21 protein-coding genes are annotated in these 21337 nt (G+C 61.3%); 10 read left to right on the top strand and 11 right to left on the bottom strand.

Annotated features, from left to right (window positions below; all coding sequences use genetic code 11):
- Positions 1-286: 286 nt before the first annotated feature.
- Positions 287-763 carry a hypothetical protein gene (locus tag ACEN83_RS05840; protein ID WP_495579745.1) on the top strand — a complete coding sequence of 159 codons (477 nt, stop codon included), beginning with the start codon at positions 287-289 and terminating at the stop codon, positions 761-763.
- Between the two features lie 135 nt (positions 764-898).
- Here ACEN83_RS05840 and ACEN83_RS05835 read toward each other — a convergent pair whose 3' ends face one another.
- Positions 899-1363, bottom strand: a complete 465-nt coding sequence (locus ACEN83_RS05835) for an outer membrane lipoprotein (RefSeq protein WP_007971612.1) — start codon at positions 1361-1363, stop codon at positions 899-901.
- Positions 1364-1527: 164 nt separating this feature from the next.
- On the opposite strand from ACEN83_RS05835, the gene ACEN83_RS05830 reads away from it, so the two are divergent.
- Positions 1528-1764 carry a hypothetical protein gene (locus ACEN83_RS05830; protein WP_217837406.1) on the top strand — a complete coding sequence of 79 codons (237 nt, stop codon included), beginning with the start codon at positions 1528-1530 and terminating at the stop codon, positions 1762-1764.
- A gap of 5 nt (positions 1765-1769) precedes the next feature.
- On the opposite strand, the gene pdxH is transcribed toward ACEN83_RS05830, so the two are convergent.
- The 5 genes from pdxH to dinG form a co-directional block, all read right to left on the bottom strand.
- Positions 1770-2417 carry a pyridoxamine 5'-phosphate oxidase gene (pdxH, locus tag ACEN83_RS05825; RefSeq protein ID WP_495579744.1) on the bottom strand — a complete coding sequence of 216 codons (648 nt, stop codon included), beginning with the start codon at positions 2415-2417 and terminating at the stop codon, positions 1770-1772.
- 24 nt (positions 2418-2441) lie between these two features.
- Positions 2442-3449 carry an OmpA family protein gene (locus tag ACEN83_RS05820; protein ID WP_495579743.1) on the bottom strand — a complete coding sequence of 336 codons (1008 nt, stop codon included), beginning with the start codon at positions 3447-3449 and terminating at the stop codon, positions 2442-2444.
- Between the two features lie 112 nt (positions 3450-3561).
- Positions 3562-4707, bottom strand: a complete 1146-nt coding sequence (locus ACEN83_RS05815) for a serine hydrolase domain-containing protein (protein WP_495579742.1) — start codon at positions 4705-4707, stop codon at positions 3562-3564.
- Between the two features lie 192 nt (positions 4708-4899).
- Positions 4900-7401 carry a beta-galactosidase gene (locus ACEN83_RS05810; RefSeq protein WP_495579741.1) on the bottom strand — a complete coding sequence of 834 codons (2502 nt, stop codon included), beginning with the start codon at positions 7399-7401 and terminating at the stop codon, positions 4900-4902.
- Between the two features lie 96 nt (positions 7402-7497).
- The gene (gene dinG / locus ACEN83_RS05805) at positions 7498-9642 is read right to left on the bottom strand and encodes an ATP-dependent DNA helicase DinG (RefSeq protein ID WP_007971623.1); all 2145 of its coding nucleotides are present in this window, start codon (positions 9640-9642) and stop codon (positions 7498-7500) included.
- A gap of 99 nt (positions 9643-9741) precedes the next feature.
- Here dinG and ACEN83_RS05800 point away from each other — a divergent pair, with 99 nt between their 5' ends.
- Positions 9742-10206: a CopD family protein gene (locus tag ACEN83_RS05800; RefSeq protein WP_495579740.1), complete on the top strand. Its 465-nt coding sequence runs from the start codon at positions 9742-9744 to the stop codon at positions 10204-10206.
- 192 nt (positions 10207-10398) lie between these two features.
- Here ACEN83_RS05800 and ACEN83_RS05795 read toward each other — a convergent pair whose 3' ends face one another.
- The 4 genes from ACEN83_RS05795 to ACEN83_RS05780 all read right to left on the bottom strand — a co-directional run bounded on the left by ACEN83_RS05795 (position 10399) and on the right by ACEN83_RS05780 (position 13065).
- Positions 10399-11157 carry a collagen-like protein gene (locus ACEN83_RS05795; RefSeq protein WP_495579739.1) on the bottom strand — a complete coding sequence of 253 codons (759 nt, stop codon included), beginning with the start codon at positions 11155-11157 and terminating at the stop codon, positions 10399-10401.
- Positions 11150-11428 (bottom strand): DUF1145 domain-containing protein, encoded by a 279-nt coding sequence (locus tag ACEN83_RS05790; RefSeq protein ID WP_495579738.1) that lies wholly within the window; start codon positions 11426-11428, stop codon positions 11150-11152. Before ACEN83_RS05790 ends, ACEN83_RS05795 begins: the two co-directional genes overlap by 8 nt.
- Positions 11429-11576: 148 nt before the next feature.
- On the bottom strand, positions 11577-12284 hold the full coding sequence (locus ACEN83_RS05785) for a PA1041 family peptidoglycan-binding anchor lipoprotein (RefSeq protein ID WP_495579737.1): 708 nt from the start codon (positions 12282-12284) through the stop codon (positions 11577-11579).
- A 91-nt stretch (positions 12285-12375) separates the two neighbouring features.
- The gene (locus ACEN83_RS05780; protein ID WP_007971631.1) at positions 12376-13065 is read right to left on the bottom strand and encodes a PA1041 family peptidoglycan-binding anchor lipoprotein; all 690 of its coding nucleotides are present in this window, start codon (positions 13063-13065) and stop codon (positions 12376-12378) included.
- A 189-nt stretch (positions 13066-13254) separates the two neighbouring features.
- Here ACEN83_RS05780 and ACEN83_RS05775 point away from each other — a divergent pair, with 189 nt between their 5' ends.
- The 4 genes from ACEN83_RS05775 (at position 13255) to ACEN83_RS05760 (ending at position 15022) form a co-directional block, all read left to right on the top strand.
- Positions 13255-13752 (top strand): DUF6231 family protein, encoded by a 498-nt coding sequence (locus ACEN83_RS05775; protein ID WP_007971634.1) that lies wholly within the window; start codon positions 13255-13257, stop codon positions 13750-13752.
- A 2-nt stretch (positions 13753-13754) separates the two neighbouring features.
- A complete protein-coding gene (locus tag ACEN83_RS05770; RefSeq protein ID WP_218476713.1) occupies positions 13755-14243 on the top strand; it encodes a YchJ family protein in 489 nt (162 codons plus the stop codon).
- Between the two features lie 75 nt (positions 14244-14318).
- Entirely contained in the window at positions 14319-14813 is a 495-nt protein-coding gene (locus tag ACEN83_RS05765) for an LEA/WHy family protein (RefSeq protein WP_495579736.1), read from the top strand.
- Positions 14810-15022: an SEC-C metal-binding domain-containing protein gene (locus ACEN83_RS05760; protein WP_015093814.1), complete on the top strand. Its 213-nt coding sequence runs from the start codon at positions 14810-14812 to the stop codon at positions 15020-15022. The genes ACEN83_RS05765 and ACEN83_RS05760 overlap by 4 nt, the downstream gene beginning before the upstream one ends.
- 171 nt (positions 15023-15193) lie before the next feature.
- On the opposite strand, the gene ACEN83_RS05755 is transcribed toward ACEN83_RS05760, so the two are convergent.
- Positions 15194-15751, bottom strand: a complete 558-nt coding sequence (locus ACEN83_RS05755; protein WP_495580848.1) for a cysteine hydrolase family protein — start codon at positions 15749-15751, stop codon at positions 15194-15196.
- A 234-nt stretch (positions 15752-15985) separates the two neighbouring features.
- Here ACEN83_RS05755 and ACEN83_RS05750 point away from each other — a divergent pair, with 234 nt between their 5' ends.
- The 3 genes from ACEN83_RS05750 (at position 15986) to ACEN83_RS05740 (ending at position 21260) form a co-directional block, all read left to right on the top strand.
- The gene (locus ACEN83_RS05750) at positions 15986-18436 is read left to right on the top strand and encodes a penicillin acylase family protein (RefSeq protein WP_495579735.1); all 2451 of its coding nucleotides are present in this window, start codon (positions 15986-15988) and stop codon (positions 18434-18436) included.
- A 122-nt stretch (positions 18437-18558) separates the two neighbouring features.
- Positions 18559-19593, top strand: a complete 1035-nt coding sequence (locus tag ACEN83_RS05745) for a ligase-associated DNA damage response exonuclease (RefSeq protein WP_495579734.1) — start codon at positions 18559-18561, stop codon at positions 19591-19593.
- Complete coding sequence (locus ACEN83_RS05740) at positions 19590-21260, top strand: ATP-dependent DNA ligase (protein WP_495579733.1); 1671 nt, start codon at positions 19590-19592, stop codon at positions 21258-21260. The genes ACEN83_RS05745 and ACEN83_RS05740 overlap by 4 nt, the downstream gene beginning before the upstream one ends.
- The last annotated feature ends 77 nt before the right edge of the window (positions 21261-21337 follow it).

Here is a 21337-nt window from a genome sequence, read left to right as displayed (position 1 = left end):
CTTGCTCGCGATGGCAGACTGTCAGGCACCCCTTGTTTGACTGTCCAGCCGTCATCGCGAGCAAGCTCGCTCCCACAAGGTTTGCGGTGATCAAACGCTAAACTGACTGGCATTAGAGCTATTGGCTCCCTCTTTTTCTTTCTGTCGTTACCTACAGGATTGTCGGATTCGTACTGCAGTCATTTCGGACGCTGCTGGCATCAACCTCCAAACCCCCAGGCTAACTTTGCGTTCCGGACCCTGTGACTCAGGACAGATCGACAGCAAAACAGTTAGGGAGAAAATGATGGAGCTACGCCAAGAGTTGATGCCCCCGCAACTCGACGAAACGAGGGTTGTTCGGCTTGCAGCTATCGCAGCCGAAATTGATGGTGGAGAGAGGGATGAGACCGCGAGTCAGTTGGCTGAGTTTAATCGCGAAGCCATGACAAATCTGACGTTTCTCGATTTTCAAGGCATTTACGGAGGTCAGGATCACGATACGTGGGTTCGCAAGGTGTTGGCAGGACCGTATGAGTACCGTCTGACAGATATTACTCGATCTGAACTGATCGAAATGGCCGGACGGGTCATGGATGCCGAAATACCGGAGCATGCCCAGTATTTCTGGTTAAAGATGTTGGAACTCAATATTCCCGATGCGCGCATATCCGATCTTTTTTTCTGGCCGGGGGAGTATTTTGGCGATGGGGACAATTCTCGCGAACTCACAGCGGAGCAGATTATCAAGATAGCCCTGAGAAATAGCGATTTCGCAGATTGACGCTTCCATCTACATAAAAACTGAAATTGGCAGGATGGCGACATCTCAGCCCCCCAAGATAGTGTGGTCCCTCCCTAAAAGACAAACCCCCGACCAGTCGCCTGATCGGGGGTTTCCTTTTAAGCGTCTTGCCGCTTAGTGCGAAACGCGGCTGGTGCCATTCACACTGGCGATGCGCACACGTTCGCCAACACGGAACACTTCGTTCGGCTGAACTTCCTGAACGTAGGCGCGCATGCTGCCATCGTCTTCGCGCACGGTGATTTCCACGCCCTGGGTGCGGGTCATGCCCTCTTCTGCGGCCGAACCGATCAGGCCGCCGGCGACTGCGCCGATGACCGCAGCAACGATACTGCCTTTGCCGCCACCGATGGCGCTGCCGCCAACGCCGCCAACCACTGCGCCTGCAGCGCCGCCGATCGGGGTTTTGGTGCCTTCGATTTTCACCGGACGCAATGCTTCGATGGTGCCCATGCGAACGGTCTGCACGCGACGCGCCTCGTCACGGGAGTAGGAGTCACCGGTCAAGCTCGATTGGCAACCAGTGAGCAACATCGCCATCGTGGAAAAGGAAGCAACCAGCAGAACAGACTTACGCATAGCATCAACTCCAAAGAAACAGATGTTCATTAAACTCCGCAGCTTGACGCCTGTCACGGCACCGCCCGGGTAAAATTGTTTTGATTCAGGCTCCGTTAAGGCGCCTCCACGAACTCACACAGTAGCGGCAAATTCGGAAAACCGCCCACAGGCCAAGGATTTCAATGGACTACTTTATCATCGTCGTCACGACGGTTGCCGGTTTGTACTTCCATTGGTGGCTGTACGTACGGATCAAACGCTGGATGGACCGCGATCTGGCGCTAGCGCTGGCTGGCAAGGATGAGCAGAAAAAAGCCTTCATGCTCGAACAGTTGGCGAGTGCCCAGGCGCAGAAGATCAAGCGTCGAGACCTGCCGAAGTGGCTGGAGGCCGCTGCGGCAGGCTATCCCGATCGGTAGACTGTTCAGGGTGCCAGACGTTCAAGAATCCAGTCGGCGCCCTGCTGGCGGTAATTGAGGCGATCGTGCAGGCGACTCGGGCGGCCCTGCCAGAACTCGATGCGCTCCGGCAACAGGCGATAACCACCCCAGTGTTCCGGGCAATGCGGCTGGGTGTCGCTGAAACGTTGCTGGGTGTCCTTGAGTAGCGCTTCGAGCTCGCCACGATCGGCGATCACGCGGCTTTGCGGCGATGCCCAGGCCCCCAGGCGACTGCCCAGTGGACGGACCTGATAATAGGCGTCGGACTCCTCGGGCGTCACTTTCACCACCCGCCCTTCGATGCGCACCTGGCGCTCCAGCGCCGGCCAGAAAAACGTCATGGCCGCGAACGGGTTCGCGGCAAGATGCTGGCCTTTGGCGCTTTCGTAGTTGGTGAAAAAGGTGAAGCCCTGCTCGTCCAGGCCCTTGAGCAACAGAATGCGACAGTGCGGTCGACCGTCCTGGTCGACGGTGGCCAGGGTCATGGCGTTGGCTTCCACCGGCGCCTGCTCGGTTTTCACCGCGTCGGCGAACCACTGGTGGAACAACGCAAATGGCTCGGCCGGGGCTTGCGCCTCGGTCAGGCCGTCACGGGTGTAGTCACGACGCATATCAGCCAGGCCCTGGGTCATGGCGCATTCCTTTTGGTTAACGGATCACTGCTTTGCAGTATCAGTGGCGGCGACTTTCTTGTCAGCCGTGGAGGCTTTGGCTGGCGTGGTTTTCTTCGCCGGCGTTGCGGTTTTTGCAGGTGCTTTCTTGGCCGCCGTTTTTTTCGCCGGGGCTTTTTTCGTCGCTGGAACAGCAGCCTTTTTAGTCGCCGGGGCCGGTGTCACAGGCTTGGCGACCGGCTTGACGTCAGCGGCTGCAACCATGTTCACAGGGGCCGGGGCCGGCATGTTGTACTTGCTCAGCAGCGCGACCATGGTGTTCTGCGGGGTCACCAGCAGTTCCACACGGCGGTTCAACGCACGGCCTTGCGCACTGTCGTTGGCGGCACGCGGCGCATCACCGCCCAGGCCACGCAGCATCAGGCGATCACGCTGCAAGCCACTGAGACGGAAAATCGCCGCAACGGACTGGGCACGTTCCTGGCTCAGTTTGACGTTGGCAGGCGCCGCGCCGGACGTATCGCTGTGGCCGAGGATCAAGACAGCGGTCTTTGGATCGGCTTCAAGGATCTTGGCAACGCGGGTAAACGGACCGAGCGTGACCGGCAGCAGCATGGCTGGACGATCAGGGTTGAACGAGCCTTCGACCGGTGCAGTTACTACCAGCACGTTTTCGCGGCGCTCGAGTTGCAGGTTGCTGTCCTTGACCGCCTCGCGCAGACGCGGTTCGTAGTCGTCAAGCCAGGCCTGGGTGACTTTCGGGTCGGGCATCGGCACGGCTTTGGCGGCACTCTGCTCGTTGCCGCCAAACGGCCACCACCACTTGCTGCCGCTATCGGTTTCGGCCTTGGCCACCGCCACGGGTTTGACCTCAGGTTTTACCTCCGGCTTGGCCGCGGGCTTGCCGGCGCTGTCGTCGGAACCAAACGGCCAGTACCAGTGGCTGGCGCTTTCAGTCTTCGCGACAGGTGCCGTCGCGTCTTTCTGTGGAGTCTGTGCGCAACCGGTAATGGCGAAACACAGGGCCAAAGCGAGGGTTTTATTGGATGACATTGGATATCCACAAAAATGAAGTCAAAAAATCAGGCCACGACGGCCCGCACAAACTGACGCTTTGAAACTGAAAAGGCTATCGGGTTCCAGCCCTGGAGACCGATAGCCGCTTTTACAGACAAGTGGCCAGAACCCGCACCAGCTTTTGCGCGCGCGGGTCCATCAAGACGTAGGGGCCCAGGGTATTTGTCACAAATCCGAAGGCTACATCGTGTTCCGGGTCGGCAAAGCCGATGGAGCCGCCGGCACCCGGATGACCAAACGCCCGCGGGCCAAGGCCGAAGGTGGCATTGGCAACGTCCGGTTGATCAAGCATGCAACCCAGGCCGAAACGGGTCCGGGTCAGTAAAGTCTTGTCCTCGCCGAGGCTGTGCTCACGAGTCAACTCATCGAGCATTTCGCTTTCCAGCAGGCTGCCATCGAGCAGGCCGGCGTAGAAGCCGGCCAGGCTACGGGCATTGCCATGGCCATTGGCGGCTGGCTGCTGCATGCGTCGCCACTCGGATTTGTTGGTGCTGGTCATGATCGACGGCGGGTTGGTGAACGCCCGGGTCGTCATGGCCGTTGGCTCACGCATGGTCACTTGCAGCAGGCGCTGGGCGGCGGCATCGCCGACATTGCCCTTGCCCCGCGCAATGTGGGCCACGCGATAGAACTCTTCGTCGGCCAACCCCACATGGAAGTCCAGGCCTAACGGTTTGGCGACCCGCGCGACAATGGATTCCCCCGGCCCACGACCGTCGGCACGACGCAGCAATTCGCCGACCAGCCAGCCATAAGTGATCGCCGCATACCCATGGCCTTCGCCCGGCGTCCACCACGGCGTTTCGCCAGCCAGGGCGTCGACCATGGTTTGCCAGTCGTAGAGGGCTTCGGGGGCCAGTAATTCGCGCAATGCCGGAAGACCGGCCTGATGGCAGAGCAATTGTCGCAGGGTGACGGACGCTTTGCCGGCCGCGGCAAATTCGGGCCAGTAGCGCGCCACCGGCGCATCCAGTTGCAGCTTGCCTTCGGCCACCAGTTGCAGCGCGGTGACGGCGGTAAAGGTCTTGGTGCAGGAGAACAGGTTGGCGATGGTGTCACTGTGCCAGGCCTCGGCCCCGTCCTTGTCGGCGGTGCCGGCCCACAGATCAAGGACGGTTTCGCCACCAATCCGAATGCACAATGCTGCGCCACGCTCCTGGGGATCGTCGAACAGCGCCGCGAAAGCCTCTCGCACCGCTTCGAACTTAAGCTCGTAATGACCCTGAATCTGCACCCGCAACTCCCCCGGATTAACGCTCTACAAAGTGGCGGGCATTGTTCCAGCCCTTGAGGGTTTTGGGAACAGGGTTGGGCTGGGCGGTCCATTCAAGATCAAAAGATCGCAGCCTTCGGCAGCTCCTACAGTGGCAAGGCGTACCCCCTGTAGGAGCTGCCGAAGGCTGCGATCTTTTTCAGGTGTCAGAGATTAATGGCCCTTCCCCGAATGCCCACCTGCATGTTCAGCGCCCTTCCCCGGCCCCTTGCCGGCCTCGGCCTTGCGACCGCCCTCGGCGTCGTGGCTGGCTTTGTCCGCGTCGGCCGCAGCCCTCCCGGCCTCTTTGCCCAATTGTTCGACCGTCGCCAGGTTGCTCTTGCGCACGCTGTCGACAAAGCCCTGGAACGGCAGATCCGTGATCCCCACCAACCCGAAGTGACCGTTTTCACCATCAAGCAGACGCCCGGTGACCGGTTGATCGAGGTACTGGAACCAATGAACACCGACAATCGACGGCTCGCTCATTGCCTGCTTGAGGAAGTTGGCATATGCCGCACCACGGTCCTCCTCCTTCGCCAACGGCGTGACGCCACCCCAGAACGGCCCACGATCAGCCGAACCGACATTGAACTCGGTGATCAGCACCGGTTTGTCGAGACTGCGCAACTTGGCGAAGTCGTAACCATCCTGGGGTTGCAGGGTGTACATGTTGAAGCTCAGCACGTCGCAATACTGGGCGCAGGACTCCACGGCTTCCGGCGTGCTGATGGCGAAACGGCCACCGAGCAGCAGCTGGTTTGGCGCGTGCCACTTCAGAGAGTCGGAAATGGTCTTGAAGTAAGTGTCGGCAAAGACCTTCTGGAAGTATTTGAAGTCGGCTTCGATTTCCGGGTGCTCGGCGCTCGGCAGCGGTGGCACGAATCCCGGATCCTCCATCAATTCCCAGGCGGGCAGATCAATGCCCCAGGCTTTCGACAGGCCAGCCTGATTGCGGTACTTGTCCCGCAGTTGCTTGAGGAATGCACGCTTGGCCGGCACGTCGGTGGTCATTTTCAAGGTGCCGTAGGCCAGGGCATAACGGGCTTTCGGATCATCCCCGGGACCGGCCCAGGCCAGTTCGTTGTCGGCGTAGTAACCGATCAGCCACGGATCGTCACGATGGTCGCGGGCGGCAATCGCCACTGCTCGCTCGGTGGCCATGGCAAAACGCGGGTCGAACGGATCGGGCATGCCGCCCCACCAGTCGGTACCGGTGCTGATGCTGGCATAGTCGCCGACGATCGACAGCGGCAGGGTGTATGGCACGCGATCGGCATTGCCCAGTACCGGGGCGCTCCAGTTGCCGATGGTGTTGAAGCCCCAGGCCTGCAGGCGATCAAGGGTGTGACTGGCCCAGCGTTGCTCGTCGAACAACGCTTTGCACGGTTCGACAGGTGTTGGCTCTGCCGCTGTTGTTATCGTCGCTTCAGTCTTGGCGGCTTCGGCGACGCCTGACTCGGCGGTTGCAGAAACGACAGGTTGCTCCGCAGCCTTGGTCGCTGTCGCTTCAACCGCATCCGCCTTGGCCGCCGCGGCCACGCCTGCTTTGGTTTCGCTGCCCAACGCGCAAGGATCGCCATACAGACGTTGCAGGTTGGCACCATAGAAGTCGTACCAGCGCCCGGCATTGTAGCCGCGCCCTTGATCGGCACCATTGCCGCCACGGTTGTTGCCTTCGCCGTAGTGGCTGGCCAACGCCTCGTCAGCCTTGGGCAGGGACTCGAACATCCACTCGCGACCGGCCACATAGGTCTGGTTGACGTCCGGGGCCAGGGTATTGACCCCGAGGGAATAGAACGGGTGGCCTTCAGGTGTCACCAGATACCAGCGACCGTTGCGCTTTTCGGTGCGGAAAAAGCCGCTGGCCTTGAATGACGGGCCATTGGTCAATCCACCGAACTTGTCCAGGGAAGACTTCTCACGTTCAGCCAGCCAGGTTTTCAGTTGATGCTGTTCCTTGGCGGCGGCGCTTTTCAGCTGCTCGTCGCTGCTGACTTTTTCCGGCCATCTGGCCCGAGTCGACTGGCCGTACGCATCCACCAACCCGCCATACACGGCCTGGGTGACCGACTCGCCGTCCTGCACGCCAAAGCGCTCCAGCAGGATGCTTTGCGCGGCTTTGGGCTGGTCCATCGACAACGTCACGGACACCACCTGGCTGCGATCCAGCTCACCGGCGCTGCTGGCCAGCAACACACGCTGGCCCTCAACGGTCATCGGCATCGGCGGGCCGGCCTTCATGCCCTGGCTCAGCGGCGATGTCGCTTGCAGCGGCACCAACAGGGTTTGCGCCGGTCCGGCCGGCAGATCGACGCGACTGACCAGGGTCTTGCCGTCATTGCTCTGAATGGTCACGTACAGGGTCAACGCCCAGTTCATCGCGCTCTGGATCCGCAGGCTCATGACGCCCGACTGCGACCAGTCCCAGGCACCGGTTTGCGGGGCCAGACGCAACGTCGGCCGGGCGACCGGGTTGAAGGTCACCCGGCGCAGCACTTCGCCTTCAGGGGTTTGCTCGGCGTTGGATTGCGGCAGGCTGGCGTCCTGTGTCGCCACCTGGACTACGTCGGCGGGGCGCACAAAGTTGAACAGCGTCTGCTGGCTGGCAGGTGCAGCCAACAGCGGTGTTGCGAACAACAGGGCAAATACGGCAGGCAACGAACGGCAAATCATGAGAACGAAATTCTCCCTAACGACCTTCAATGGGCCAGTGAAAAAGCGGTGGCAGAGAGATAGACAACGCGGTGGGCAAAACTGCCCACCGGTGCTTCAGGAAATTTCTCGACGGAACGGCGGCAACGCGTTGAGGATGGCTTTGCCATAGCGCTGGGTCACCAGGCGCCGGTCGAGCAAGGTGATGGTGCCGCGGTCTTCTTCGGTGCGCAGCAAGCGACCGCAGGCCTGGACCAGTTTCAGCGAGGCGTCCGGTACGGAGATTTCCATGAACGGGTTACCGCCACGGGCTTCGATCCATTCCGACAGCGCCGCTTCGACGGGATCATCGGGTACCGAGAATGGAATCTTGGCAATGACCACGTGCTCGCAATAGGCACCGGGCAAGTCGACCCCTTCGGCGAAGCTGGCCAGGCCGAACAGCACGCTGGAATCCCCGCCATCGACTCGCGCCTTGTGCTTGTTCAGGGTTTCCTGCTTCGACAGGTTGCCCTGAATGAACACTTGCTTGCGCCAGTCGCGGTCCAGGCCATCGAACACGTCCTGCATCTGTTTGCGCGAGGAAAACAGCACCAGCGTGCCCCGCGAGCCCTCGACCAGTTCCGGCAGATCACGAATGATCGCGGCGGTATGTGCCGCTGCATCACGGGGATCGGCGTTCAGGTTCGGCACCCGCAGCACACCGGCGTCGGCATGATGGAAGGGGCTCGGCACCACCGCCGTCACGGCTTTTTTCGGCAGCCCGGCGCGCATGCGGAAGCGGTCGAAGGTACCGAGGGCGGTCAAGGTCGCCGACGTCACCAGGCAGCCATACGCCACGTTCCACAGGTTGCGCCGGAGCATTTCCGCCGCGAGGATGGGACTGGCGTTGACCTCGATATCGAACAGCGAACCGCTTTCGGCCAGGGTCAGCCAGCGGGCCATGGGCGGGTTGTCTTCCGGGTCTTCGACGGTGAAGGCGGTCCACAACTCCCAGTTGCCGGAAGAGCGCGACAGCAGGCTGCCGAACAGCGGGTACCACTCTTCAGCCTGGTTGCTGGCGATGCCAATGTTGACCTCGCCGTCCATGCCTTCCTTGAGCAGGTCGGTCAGGCGGGTGAACAAGTCGGTCAGCCGTGCGAAGCCTTTCTTCAGTTCGATGCCCATTTCACGCATGTGCTCGGGAATCACCCCGCCGACGAATCGGTGACGCGGGCGCTCGCGGCCTTCGACGTCTTCGCCGGGTTTGAAATCGGCGATCTGTTCGCACGCGGTGAACATGAACTGCTGCTGGGTCTTGATCTCCCGCGCCAGCTCCGGCACCTGCTCGATCAACTTGCCCAGGTCGCCCGGCAACGGGTGCTGGGCCAGCAATTTGGTGAGGTTCTTGGCGGTGGTTTCCAGCCAGTCGGCGGTGGAGCGCAGGCGCGTGTAATGGGCGAAGTGGCCGATGGCCTTGTCCGGAAGGTGATGGCCTTCGTCGAACACGTAGATGGTGTCGCGCGGGTCCGGCAGTACGGCGCCGCCGCCCAGGGCCAGGTCAGCCAGGACCATGTCGTGGTTGGTGACGATCACGTCAACCTTGCCCATGCCTTCGCGGGCCTTGTAGAAAGCGCACTGGCCGAAGTTCGGGCAATGACGGTTGGTGCACTGGCTGTGATCGGTGGTCAGGCGCGCCCAGTCGGCGTCTTCCAGGGCAGTGGACCAACTGTCGCGGTCGCCGTCCCACTTATTGCCGGCGAGCTTCTCGATCATGCTGGTGAACAGCTTCTGGCTGGCCTCGTCGACCTCGATCTTGAAGCCTTCTTCTTCGAACAGTTGCGCAGTGGCAGTCTGCGCGTGGCCTTCCTGGAGCAACATGTCGAGTTTTGACAGGCACATGTAGCGCCCGCGCCCCTTGGCCAGGGCGAAGCTGAAATTCAGCCCGCTGTTGCGCATCAGGTCGGGCAAGTCCTTGTAGACGATCTGCTCCTGCAGGGCCACGGTGGCCGTGGCGATCACCAGGCGCTTGCCGGCGGCCTTGGCCGTGGGGATCGCCGCCAGGCTGTAGGCCACGGTCTTGCCGGTACCGGTACCGGCTTCCACTGCGACAATCGCGGGGTCGCCACTGCGCCGGCCTTCGTCGTCGGTGTCGATGTCACCCAGGACCTTGGCGATTTCGGCGATCATCAGGCGTTGGCCGTATCGCGGTTTGAGGCTCTTGGCTTCGAGAAAACGCGAGTAGGCGCCCTGGATCGTGGTTTTGAGTTCGGTGCTGATCATGGATTGTCGGGCGCAAAAAACGCTGGATAAATTTTCAGTGGTTCGGATCGACGGCTATCATACCCCGCTAATGAATCCTGCGCAGAACGGAGTATCCGAATGACACCTTTTAGCCTCATATATAGCCTGCATGTACTGGCGGCCCTGGTCTGGGTCGGCGGCATGTTTTTCGCCTGGATGGTCCTGCGCCCCGCCGCGATCACGGCACTTGAAGGCCCTGCCCGGCTGAAGTTGTGGGTAGAAGTGTTTCAAGGTTTTTTCCGCTGGGTCTGGGTGGCGGTGGTGCTGTTGCCGGTGAGCGGCGTGGGCATGCTGCATATGCACTTCAACGGCTTTGAAGCCGCACCGCGCTATGTGCAAGTGATGATGGGCCTGTATGTGGTGATGACCGCGCTGTTTATCCGCATTCAGGCGCTGATGCTGCCGGAGTTGCGCACCGCCGTGGCCGAACAGGATTGGCCGGCGGGTGCCAGTATGCTGGGGCGGATTCGCCGGTTGGTGGGGATCAATCTGTTGGTGGGGTTGGCTGTGGTGGTGATTGCGGCGGCTCGGCCGATGTTTTGAAGTAGCTGTGGCCGGAGTTGCTGTTGTGGCGAGGGAGCTTGCTCCCGCTGGGGTCGCGAAGCGACCCTGATTCGGTATCCGCAATTTCTCTGAAGGTATGCGTTGCCCGGTTTGCGACGGCTTCGCCGCCGAACGGGGGCAAGCCCCCTCGCCACAAGCAAGCTCCCTCGCCACAGTAGTTCCTGGTTAACTTTATAACCGCTGCACAGTTACCGAACCAGCGGCGCCTTCAGACCCCGGCTGGCCGTCGGCGCCAGGTTTGCCGCTCTTGCCACCATCGGCCTTGTAGACCAGGCAGCCCTTGGCCTTGCCGCCCGCCCCCGGCTTGCCACCCGGGCCAGCCAGGCCGCCGGCACCGCCAGCTACCTGCACCTTGATCCGGTCTGCCGGAAAGTCGTGCGGCACCGACAGCCTGACCAACGCACCCGGCGCGCCTGGTTGACCATTGCTGCCATCACTGCCATCGGCACCGTGACCGGCCTGGCCCCAGGTGCAGCCAGGGTCCTGACCGTTGGCGCCATCCAGGCCGACAAATCCCGGTGCGCCTGCACCGCCTCGAGCGTCCACCAACAATTGTGGTGCATTCAGTGTCTTGATCTGCAAATCAAGATTGCGCCCGGAGCGGGCGGCTTTCTGATAGGTTCCGGGCGCGCCCCGCGCGGTTATCTGGCTGCCTTCGGACAAATCAGCGCGACGGACCTTCAGCGCCAGCGCTTGCTCTCCCGGCACAATGGCGATGCGCGCTTCACGCCCCAGATGCAATTCACCCACGGTGACTTCGGTGACGTTGGAAGGAATCAGCAAGGTGCCGTAATCAGCCACTTCCAGGCGTTCCAGTTGCAGGGTGCTGGCGGTGTTGGGCAAACGCATCAGCGAGTTGGGTTCGACACTCACCACCTGTGCGCTGGCCAAAGGACTGATGAGTGCGGCGAGCAGACAGAGTTTACGCATGGGAAGCCTTCGAAGCGCTGGGGGCTGGAATGGTTTGCAGGTGGAATACACCGAAAATGACGATCCTCAGGCGGTCAAGCCAGGGATGGGCGCGACCTCGCAGACTGCGATAGCACAACAGTGCTTCCAGAAGATGGATGAACCCCAACAGGCCGCCGGCCAGATTGACCAACGAGTGCAGCGGAAAGACAAATGGCGTGAGCTGGTTGACCAGCACCACCAACCAGAACAGCAGGGTCAATAACCGCCCCAGCCCCCATAAGACCTTCATATGCTCCCCCGATGAGAATTATTGTTTGGGCGCACAGTAACGGCTTACGCGCGGGATAAGCCAGAGGGCAATGGAAAAATCTTCATGAACGCCGCCGAACGGCCGTCGCAGCGCTCACAACTGTCGCTCGACGGCTCTATCTCTTGGCTCAGCGGTTTATATGCAGCTCTACGCGACGGTTTTTCGCACGTCCTTCTTCCGTTTCATTGTCGGCAATCGGCTGACTTTCGCCCTTGCCTTCGCTGGTGACTTTGTTCGGCGCCACACCCTGGCTGATCAGGTATTCCGCCACGCTGCTGGCGCGTCGCTCCGACAAGGCCTGGTTATAGGCATCCGACCCCACGCTGTCGGTATGGCCGACCACCTTGATGCTGACCACATCGGCATCCTCGAACTGGCTCATCATCGCATCCAGTTCACTCTTGGCCGTCGGGGTCAAGTCGGATTGATTGAAGACAAACATCACATCGCTCAGCGTAATGACTTGGGTTTGCGCAGGCTCGGTCTGGACGCGGTCCGGGTACAGCGGCACCGGGCAACCGCGATGGTCGACCAGGGTATTGGCGGGAGTTTCAGCGCAACGGTCACGCCGGTCGAAAACGCCGTCGCCATCTTCGTCGCCATCCTGGGCATAGCAGATCAAGCCGCCGGACAAGATACCCAGCGCCGCCCCACCCGCGGCCCAGGCGCCACTCTCGATCGCGCCCAGGCCACCGCCGACCAGGCCGCCGATGAGGCTGCAGATTGGCCAGGTACGTTGATTGAGGGGGGCAGTGCCATCGCTGTGGGTCGCGCAGCCGGTCAAGAGGCTGCCAAGTAGCAGAACCGGCAAGACGGTCCTTGTGAGAACGATCATATTGAAAGCTCCTGTGTCACCGGCCCATACCGGTTACACAGGAGTAAAGACCCGCATCCGCGACTGCACAAGGCGCGGATGCGAGGGGGAGTCAACGCTGGATTTTGATTTCCGTACGACGGTTCTGTGCACGACCGTCAGCGGTTTTGTTGTCCGCAACCGGCTGGCTTTCACCGGCACCGACCACCGACACGAAGTTGCTGCGAGGTACGCCTTGCTCGATGAGGTATTCAACCACCGAGTGGGCGCGTTTATCCGACAGTTTCTGGTTGTAGGCGTCGCTGCCCACGCTGTCGGTATGACCGGTTACGGTCAGTTGAGCAGTCGGGGCTTCGGCTTTCAGGCGAGTGGCAATCTTGTCGAGGACCTGTTTATCGGACGAGGTAAGCGTGGCTTTATCAAACTGGAAGTGAACGTCGCGGATGACGATGGTTTCTTCCTTGACCACAACCGCTTCTTCGACCACAGGCGCTGGTGGTGGGCAACCGTTGGCATCGACATGAACGCCTTTAGGCGTGCCCGGGCACTTGTCGCGACTATCCGGCACACCATCGCCGTCTTCGTCGCCATCACCGTGCACCCAGCAATAAGCCGCTGCCGTACCGCCAACGAGCAGAGCACCATACCCTGCCCATGCCGAGCTTTCGGTCGCACCGAGGCCCGCACCCACGACACCACCAACCGCCGCACAGGTCGGCCAGTCGGTTTTCTGCAAACCTGCGCAACCAGTCAACACACTGGTTAGCAGAACCAAGGGTAATGCTGTCCGAACTATGCTCATCTAGTTTTCTCCTGAAGGATCGGCTTAGAACCGATTCAGGTAGTAAAGACCCGAGTATTAATCTCCGCCAGCAATAGGCCATGCTCTTTATTCAGGCATTAACGGCAGCTTGGCGCATTTGTCGCCAAGCCGCTCTAGGCCCGAACGTCCGGGCAGGCTAGTCTTGGCAGATCTGATTGAGGATCTTCGATGATTGCAGGTATTTCTTCACGCACACCGCAGCAGGCACTGGCCGCGTTACTTGACCGATATGCCCCCGCGCGCCTGTTGTTGATCGGCGCCAGCGAGTTCCCGGCACTGGAAGCATTCAAACTCGCACACCCGGACAGTTGCGTTGCTTTCGCGGCCCCAGGCCCATTGCCCGACGAGTTGGCGGCCCGCCGGTTCGACCTGGCCCTGGTGGTTGATTGCCTGGAGCATTTGCCCAAACGCGACGGCCTGAACCTGTTGGGCGGCATCCGCAACCTCAACGCCAGCCGCATCGCCGTGCTGGCGGATCTGCCGGCCTGTGGCTGGCAGGAAACCGACTTCTTCTCCCTGGCCCTGCAAGCCAGCGAACGCTTTCAACGGGACGAACAGGTCTTGACCCTGTTTACCTACGATCTGCTTGAATACAAACAAGTCCCCGACTGGCTCAATTCACGCTTCTGGGCCAATCCGGAAAACTTTGGGAAATACTGGTGGTAGCGATGAGTACATCCATTTGCCCTTGCGGCAGCGGCACCCTGCTTGACGCCTGCTGCGGTCACTACCATGCCGGACACCCGGCGCCATGCGCCGAAGCCTTGATGCGCTCGCGCTACAGCGCCTACGTGCTGGGGTTGGTCGACTATCTGGTGGCCACCACCCTGCCCGCCCAACAGGCCGGCCTGGACCGTCAATCGATCAGCGACTGGAGCGCGCAAAGTACGTGGCTGGGCCTTGAGGTGGAAAGCTCCGAAGTGCTGGGTGGCCAGCCTGAACACGCTTTCGTGACCTTCACCGCGCGGTGGCACGACAGCAGTGGCGAGCACAGTCATCGAGAGCGCTCATCGTTCGTACAGAACACCGGGCGCTGGTATTTCATCGACCCGACCGTGCAACTCAAACTCGGGCGCAATGACCCCTGCCCGTGCGCCAGTGGACAGAAGTTCAAGAAATGTTGTGCGGGATACTTCAGCAGCCAGTCCATGGAGTGACGGTCCATCACGCAGGAGCTGTCGAAGGCTGCGATCCTTTGGGTCTAGACTGGGACTCAAGGGAGAACCACCACGATGATCATCCGCCGCTGCACACGCTGTCTGCTCACCCTGTTCCTGACACTGGGACTCGGCGGCTGTGCGTCGTGGTTCGACGACGACTTGCCGGACCCCGAGGTCCATCTGGTGAAGGTCGAGGTGGTCAGCGCCAAACTGCTGGAGCAGAAATTCCTCCTGCATTTTCGCATCGACAACCCCAACGACAGCGACCTGACGGTGCGCAGCCTGGAGTATCGCGTTCACCTGGGTGACATACTGCTGGCCGACGGGGAGTACGAACACTGGTTCACCATCAGCCCCAGGCACAGTGCCTACTTCAAGGTGCCGATCCGCACCAACCTGTGGTCCAAGGTCCGGGACCTGGCCAAACTGCTGAAAAAATCCGACCAACCCATTCCCTATCGTCTGGAAGGTGAACTGGAAACCGGTATATTCATCGCCCACTACGTGCACCTGGCACGCAATGGCGTGATAATCGCCGCCGATTTAATTCCGGAGCAACACCGATGACCCAGCAACCCCATGTCCACGGCCCTGACTGCAACCACGATCACGATCATGACCATCACCACCATGATCACGACCACGGCCATGTCCACGGTCCGAACTGCGGCCACGCTCACCAGGAACCGGTGCGCAATGCCCTGAAAGACGTCGGCCGCAACGATCCGTGCCCATGCGGCAACGGCAAGAAATTCAAGAAGTGCCACGGCGCTTGATGCTTCGGGCGAAGACTTGCTTCGCCTGTTGAATCGTCTTCGCGAGCAGACCTGAGCTGTGAATGCAGTTTCCTTTTGGGAGCGGGCTTGCTCGCGAAAGCGGTGTGTCAGGCGAAAACGATGTTGAAGCTGAGGCCCTCTTCGCGAGCAAGCCCGCTCCCACATTAGTTGTCAGTCACCCATCAGAAGGGTGGCAGCGTTGACCACCGTCGCATACTCGCCATGCAGATTCCCCAGCGACATCGCATGCACCTCTTCGGCGCTATGGGCACGGCCGAAAAAATCATTCTTGTCGAAGGTAAAGCACGCATCCTCGGCCACCCAGGTATCAAACCCCAGGTTGCCCGCGGTGCGCGCCGTGGACTCCACCGAGTTGTGGGTCGCGACGCCCACGATGATCAACTGCCCGATCCCCGCCTCGCGCAACTGCGTTTCCAGACCCGTTGCACAGAACGCATCCGGCACCTGCTTCTGGATCAAGCGCTCACCGGCCATTGGCGCGAATCGCTCCTGAAACTCCACTCCCGACTGCTGCGGCCAGAACACCGAGTCCTCCGAGCGGGACAGGTGCTGCACATGGATCACCGGCCGAGCGGTGCGCCGCCAATGAGCGAGCAATTCCAGCATGCGCTCTTCGGCCTGAGGATTATTCCTGCGACCGAGCCTGGGGTGGAGGATGCCTTTTTGCTGATCGATGATGATCAGTGCCGCGTTTGCCTTGAGCTCCATGCCGACTTTTCTCCAGGATTGTTGACCGTGTCGCACTTCAACATCACCGGTAACGACTGGCAAGCCACCCTTGGGAGTCAAAAGATCGCAGCCTTCGGCAGCTCCTACGGAGATACGCCGATCTTTGACAAATCCTGAAATAACCTCTTGCCCCGCTTGCGCGGCCATCGCCTGCTCACTAACGTAGCGCCTTTATTGCGCCCCACCGCCTCTACCCCCCGCAGGAGCTTTGCCATGGCCTCGCCAGCCCTTACTCATTTTCTACCCCGGTTCGGCGTTGCCGCAGCAGTGGCGGGCGTCTTGAGCCTGACCGGTTGTCAGAACTTCAATGCCCAGGACACCCTCCCGCCGACCTCCGGCGTGCAACCGCTCAAGGGCCTGGCGCAGAACGTTTCGGTGCGCCGCAATGCCATGGGCATGCCGCTGATTGAAAGCAACAGCTTCCACGACGCGCTGTTCACCCTCGGTTACGTGCATGCCAGCGACCGCATCACGCAGATGGTCACCCTGCGCCTGTTGGCCCAGGGCCGATTGGCCGAGATGCACGGTGCGGACCTGCTGGATGCCGACCGTTACATGCGGGCGGTCAACCTGAAGAAAAGTGCCGGCGAGTTGTACAAGGCCTCTTCGCCGCGCCTCAAGCGTTTCTTCGAAGTCTATGCGCGGGGCGTCAACGCCTACCTGTTCCGCTACCGCGACAAACTGCCGGCGGACCTCGCGGCCACCGGCTACCAGCCTGAATACTGGCAGCCGGAAGATTCGGCGCTGATTTTCTGCCTGCTGAACTTCAGCCAGTCGACTAACCTGCCGGAAGAAATTTCCTCGCTGGTACTGGCCCAGACCGTCACCACCGACAAACTGGCGTGGCTGACGCCGTCCGCCCCCGACGAAAAACTGCCGGTCGCCGAGAGCGAAAAACTCCAGGGCCTCAAGCTCAACGGGCAAGTACCGGGCCTGGCCGAACTCAGCAAAGCCACGGGACAACTGTCGGACCTGAACCTGCTGGGCGCCACCTCGTCGAACAACTGGGCCATCGCCGCGCAACGCAGCCGCAGCGGCAAGAGCCTGTTGGCCAGTGACAGTCATGGCCCGCTGGGCGTGCCTTCATTGTTCAGTTACGTGCAGATTCGCGCGCCGAAATATCAGGCGTCCGGCGTGACCATCGCGGGCCTGCCGATGGTGCTCGGTGGTTTCAACGGTAAAGTGGCGTGGAGCATGGCGTCCGTGATGGGCGACAACCAGGACCTGTTCCTGGAGAAGATCAAGCGCCAGGGCAACGGGCTTACCTACGAAAACGCCGGGAAGTGGCAGCCGGCGATCGTGCGCAACGAAACCTATTTCGTCAAAGGCCAGCGGCCGATTCGCGAGGCGGTGTACGAAACCCGCCATGGCCCGCTGCTCAACAGCGCCCAGGGCACCACGCTGGCCAATGGTTTCGGCTTGGCCCTGCAGATGCCGAACTTCACCGACGACAAGACCCTGGACGCATTCTTCGACCTGTCCCGCGCCCAGAGCGCCGAGAGAGCTTCGGATGCCAGCCGCGAAATCCGCGCCATCGCACTGAACCTGGTGTTTGCCGATGCCAGCCACATCGGCTGGCAGGTCACCGGCCGCTACCCGAACCGCCGCGAAGGCGAAGGCCTGCTGCCCTCGCCGGGCTGGGAAGGTCGCTACGACTGGGACGGTTATGCCGACCCGATGTTGCACCCGTACGACCAGGACCCGGCCCAAGGCTGGCTCGGCACCGCCAACCAGCGGGTCATTCCCCATGGCTACGGCATGCAGCTGTCCAACTCCTGGGCTGCTCCGGAGCGCGGCGAGCGCTTGGCCGAACTGGCCGGCGCAGGCAAACACGACAGCCGTAGCCTGATCGCCATGCAGTACGACCAGACCACGACCTTCGCGGCCAAGCTGAAGAAAATGTTCGAAGCGCCGGGCATGGCCCAGCCACTCAAACAAGCCATCGACGCCTTGCCGGCGGCCGATCGCGCCAAGGCACACGAAGCCTACAGCCGCCTGATGGCGTTCGACGGCAAGCTCAGCCCGACTTCCACCGATGCGGCCATCTACGAACTGTTCCTGCAGGAAAGCAGCCGGCAGATCTTCCTCGATGAACTGGGCCCGGAAAGCAGCCCGGCGTGGAAGGCCTTTGTCGCCGATGGCAAGTTGTCTTACGCGGCCCAGGCCGATCACTTGCTCGGGCGTGAGGACAGCCCGTTCTGGGATGACGTGCGCACCGCGCAGAAAGAAGACAAACCGGCCATCCTCGCGCGCAGTCTCGCCGCAGCGATCAGCGCCGGCGACAGTCAGTTGGGCGGCGATCACAAGGCCTGGCAGTGGGGCAAACTGCACCGCTATGAGTGGAAGAACAGCAGCGGCCAGACGGTACGCGGTCCGCTGCCGGCCGGTGGCGATCACACCACACTCAACACCGCCGCATTCGCCTGGGGCCAGGACTTCAACACCACGCTGGCGCCCGCCATGCGCTTTATCGTCGACTTCGGCCAGTCCGAACCGCTGATGGCGCAGAACGGTACCGGTCAGTCTGGCAACCCGGCCAGTGCGAACTACCTCAACAGCATCGAACCCTGGCTCAAGGGCCAGTACATGAGCCTGCCGATGCAGCCGCAAAACTTCGACAACACCTATGGCAAGAATCGACTGACGCTGACACCCGGCAAGTAACGCTGATCCCTGTGGGAGCGGGCCCGCTCCCACACTCGTATTTCATCCGCCCATAAGCCCGATAGAACTTCTCGCCCCGCGCCGACCTCATACCTAACAAGTCTCTCCACTCTGGCAACGCCATGGACCTTGTTATCTCGCGTCCCGAAGGTTTGTACTGCCCTGCCGGCGACTTCTATGTCGATCCGTGGCGACCGGTCGAACGCGCCGTGATCACCCACGCCCACGGTGACCACGCCCACGCCGGCAATCAGCACTACCTGGCGGCAGCGCCGGGCGACGCCATTTTGCGTGTGCGACTGGGCCAGCACATCAACCTGCAAACCCTGCGCTACGGCGAACGCCTGCTGCATCACGGCGTGTTCCTCAGTTTTCATCCCGCCGGCCACGTACTCGGTTCGGCGCAGGTACGACTGGAATACGGTGGAGAAGTCTGGGTGGCTTCCGGGGACTACAAGACCGAGCCCGACGGCACTTGTGCCGCGTTTGAACCCGTACGCTGCGACACCTTCATCACCGAGTCGACCTTTGGCCTGCCGATTTACCGCTGGCAACCCCAGCTACAAGTGTTTGCCGAGATCAATCAATGGTGGCAAGCCAACGCGGCTGTCGAAAAAACCAGCGTGCTGTTCTGTCATTCGCTCGGCAAGGCCCAGCGCATTCTCCATGGCATCGACGCACGACTGGGCCCCATTCTCGTGCATGGCGCCGTGGAACCCATCAACCGGATCTACCGCCAAGCGGGGGTTCATTTACCGCCCACGATGGATGCCGCCGACATCAAAAAGAGCGACCCGATGATGCGCAAGGCGCTGGTACTCGTGCCGCTTTCGGCGGCGAACAGCAGCTGGATGCGTCGCTTTGTCGATTACAGCGATGGTTTCGTCAGTGGCTGGATGCGCTTGCGCGGAACACGTCGGCGGCTCGGTGTAGACCGAGGTTTCGTCCTGTCCGACCACGCCGACTGGCCAGGTTTGCTGTGGGCCATCGAACAGACCGGTGCCGAACGGGTCATGGTGACCCATGGATCGAGCGGCGCACTGGTACGCTATCTGCGCGAGCAGGGGCTTGATGCCATGACGTTCGATACCCGATATGGTGAAGACGAAGAAGACCCCGCCCTCGCCGAGGCCGAACTCGCCGAGGTACTGCCATGAAGGCATTCGCTGAGCTGTATGCCAGGCTCGACGCCTCGACATCGAACAATGCGAAACTGGCGGCGATGCAAAACTACTTCGCCGAGGCTGCACCGGAAGATGCCGCATGGGCGGTGTACTTTCTGTCGGGAGGACGTCCCCGGCAATTGGTACCTGTGCGGGTACTGCGCGAACTCGCGGTGGCGCTTTCCGGTTTGCCACAATGGCTGTTCGAAGAGAGTTACCAGGCCGTCGGTGACCTCGCGGAAACCATTTCGCTGATCTTGCCGCAAGCGCCGCACCGATCAACCGATGGGCTGGCCACGTGGGTGGAGGACAAGCTGTTGCCACTGCGCGGCGAAACACCGCAATCCCTCGCGCAAAAGTTACCGCAGCTGTGGGCGCAACTGGATCGGGAAAGCCTGATGGTCTGCATCAAACTGATCACCGGCAGCTTTCGCGTGGGGGTGTCCAAATTACTGGTCACCCGCGCCCTGGCAGCCATGGCCCGTCTCGACAGCAAACGCGTGGCGCAGCGGCTGGTGGGTTACACCGATCAGGCCCACCGCCCCAACGCCGCCAGCTACCTGAAACTGATCGCCGCCGAATCCCCGGATGAGCATGCCCAGCGTGGCGGCCAGCCCTACCCGTTTTTTCTCGCCCATGCCTTGTCGTCGCCCGTGGAACAATTCGAAGCGCTGCTCGGTCCTGCACGGCACTGGCAGGCGGAATGGAAATGGGATGGCATTCGCGCCCAGGTGATCAAGCGCGGCGGGCGACTGTGGATCTGGTCGCGGGGTGAAGAGTTGGTCACCGAACGCTTCCCTGAACTGGACAGTTTGATTCTGGGCCTTCCCGACGGGACAGTGATCGACGGCGAGATCGTCGCCTTGAGATCTGCGCCAACCGGCACCGAAAAGGCTTTTGAGCCCGCAGTGCAACCTTTCGCCCTCCTGCAACAACGAATCGGTCGCAAGACCCTGGACCGGAAAATCCTCGATGAAGTCCCGGTGGTGCTGTTTGCCTTCGATTTGCTCGAATGGCAGGGAGAAGACTGGCGCAACCGGAGTCAGGCCGAGCGTCGTGCACAACTGGAACGGGTGGCCGCTGACTGCGCCAACCCTCGTTTGCGTCTCTCGCCATTGTTGACCGGCGACACCTGGCTCGACCTCGCCCGCCAGCGCGAGGCATCCCGCGCCCTCGGTGTCGAAGGCCTGATGCTCAAGGCGCGCGATGCCCTGTACGGCGTCGGCCGGACCAGGGACATGGGCGTGTGGTGGAAATGGAAAGTCGACCCGTTCAGCGTTGACGCCGTGTTGATCTATGCGCAACGGGGGCAAGGGCGCCGGGCCAGCCTCTACAGCGATTATACGTTCGCCGTCTGGGACGGCCCGCCAGAGGCCAGTGAACGCACCCTGGTGCCGTTTGCCAAAGCTTACTCAGGGCTCAGCGATGACGAAATCCGCCAGGTCGACAGCATCGTGCGCAAGACCACCGTGGAAAAGTTCGGCCCCGTGAGCAGCGTCCAGCCAAGCCTGGTGTTTGAATTGGGCTTTGAGGGAATCGCCCTCTCCCGTCGTCACAAGAGTGGCATTGCCGTGCGCTTTCCACGTATGTTGCGCTGGCGCAAGGATAAGTCGGTCGACGAAGCCGACAGTTTGACGACCCTGCAAAATCTGCTCAGCTAACCCTTCTATCCGTCCTCAAATATTTTTCTTTTTGAGTCGAACTGGTGCGGCCATTTCCCTGCGCCCGTTTTCGTGCA

Source organism: Pseudomonas sp. Pseusp49, assembly GCF_059491875.1.
This window is presented reverse-complemented; position numbering and strand designations above follow the sequence as displayed.

Excerpts from the sequence above, each read along its gene's own strand:
- ACEN83_RS05840 (WP_495579745.1), top strand. The coding sequence starts at position 287 with ATGGAGCTACGCCAAGAGTTGATGCCCCCGCAACTCGACGAAACGAGG.
- ACEN83_RS05835 (WP_007971612.1), bottom strand. The coding sequence starts at position 1,363 with ATGCGTAAGTCTGTTCTGCTGGTTGCTTCCTTTTCCACGATGGCGATG.
- ACEN83_RS05830 (WP_217837406.1), top strand. The coding sequence starts at position 1,528 with ATGGACTACTTTATCATCGTCGTCACGACGGTTGCCGGTTTGTACTTC.
- pdxH (WP_495579744.1), bottom strand. The coding sequence starts at position 2,417 with ATGACCCAGGGCCTGGCTGATATGCGTCGTGACTACACCCGTGACGGC.
- ACEN83_RS05820 (WP_495579743.1), bottom strand. The coding sequence starts at position 3,449 with ATGTCATCCAATAAAACCCTCGCTTTGGCCCTGTGTTTCGCCATTACC.
- ACEN83_RS05810 (WP_495579741.1), bottom strand. The coding sequence starts at position 7,401 with ATGATTTGCCGTTCGTTGCCTGCCGTATTTGCCCTGTTGTTCGCAACA.
- dinG (WP_007971623.1), bottom strand. The coding sequence starts at position 9,642 with ATGATCAGCACCGAACTCAAAACCACGATCCAGGGCGCCTACTCGCGT.
- ACEN83_RS05800 (WP_495579740.1), top strand. The coding sequence starts at position 9,742 with ATGACACCTTTTAGCCTCATATATAGCCTGCATGTACTGGCGGCCCTG.
- ACEN83_RS05795 (WP_495579739.1), bottom strand. The coding sequence starts at position 11,157 with ATGCGTAAACTCTGTCTGCTCGCCGCACTCATCAGTCCTTTGGCCAGC.
- ACEN83_RS05790 (WP_495579738.1), bottom strand. The coding sequence starts at position 11,428 with ATGAAGGTCTTATGGGGGCTGGGGCGGTTATTGACCCTGCTGTTCTGG.
- ACEN83_RS05785 (WP_495579737.1), bottom strand. The coding sequence starts at position 12,284 with ATGATCGTTCTCACAAGGACCGTCTTGCCGGTTCTGCTACTTGGCAGC.
- ACEN83_RS05780 (WP_007971631.1), bottom strand. The coding sequence starts at position 13,065 with ATGAGCATAGTTCGGACAGCATTACCCTTGGTTCTGCTAACCAGTGTG.
- ACEN83_RS05775 (WP_007971634.1), top strand. The coding sequence starts at position 13,255 with ATGATTGCAGGTATTTCTTCACGCACACCGCAGCAGGCACTGGCCGCG.
- ACEN83_RS05770 (WP_218476713.1), top strand. The coding sequence starts at position 13,755 with ATGAGTACATCCATTTGCCCTTGCGGCAGCGGCACCCTGCTTGACGCC.
- ACEN83_RS05765 (WP_495579736.1), top strand. The coding sequence starts at position 14,319 with ATGATCATCCGCCGCTGCACACGCTGTCTGCTCACCCTGTTCCTGACA.
- ACEN83_RS05760 (WP_015093814.1), top strand. The coding sequence starts at position 14,810 with ATGACCCAGCAACCCCATGTCCACGGCCCTGACTGCAACCACGATCAC.
- ACEN83_RS05755 (WP_495580848.1), bottom strand. The coding sequence starts at position 15,751 with ATGGAGCTCAAGGCAAACGCGGCACTGATCATCATCGATCAGCAAAAA.
- ACEN83_RS05750 (WP_495579735.1), top strand. The coding sequence starts at position 15,986 with ATGGCCTCGCCAGCCCTTACTCATTTTCTACCCCGGTTCGGCGTTGCC.
- ACEN83_RS05745 (WP_495579734.1), top strand. The coding sequence starts at position 18,559 with ATGGACCTTGTTATCTCGCGTCCCGAAGGTTTGTACTGCCCTGCCGGC.
- ACEN83_RS05740 (WP_495579733.1), top strand. The coding sequence starts at position 19,590 with ATGAAGGCATTCGCTGAGCTGTATGCCAGGCTCGACGCCTCGACATCG.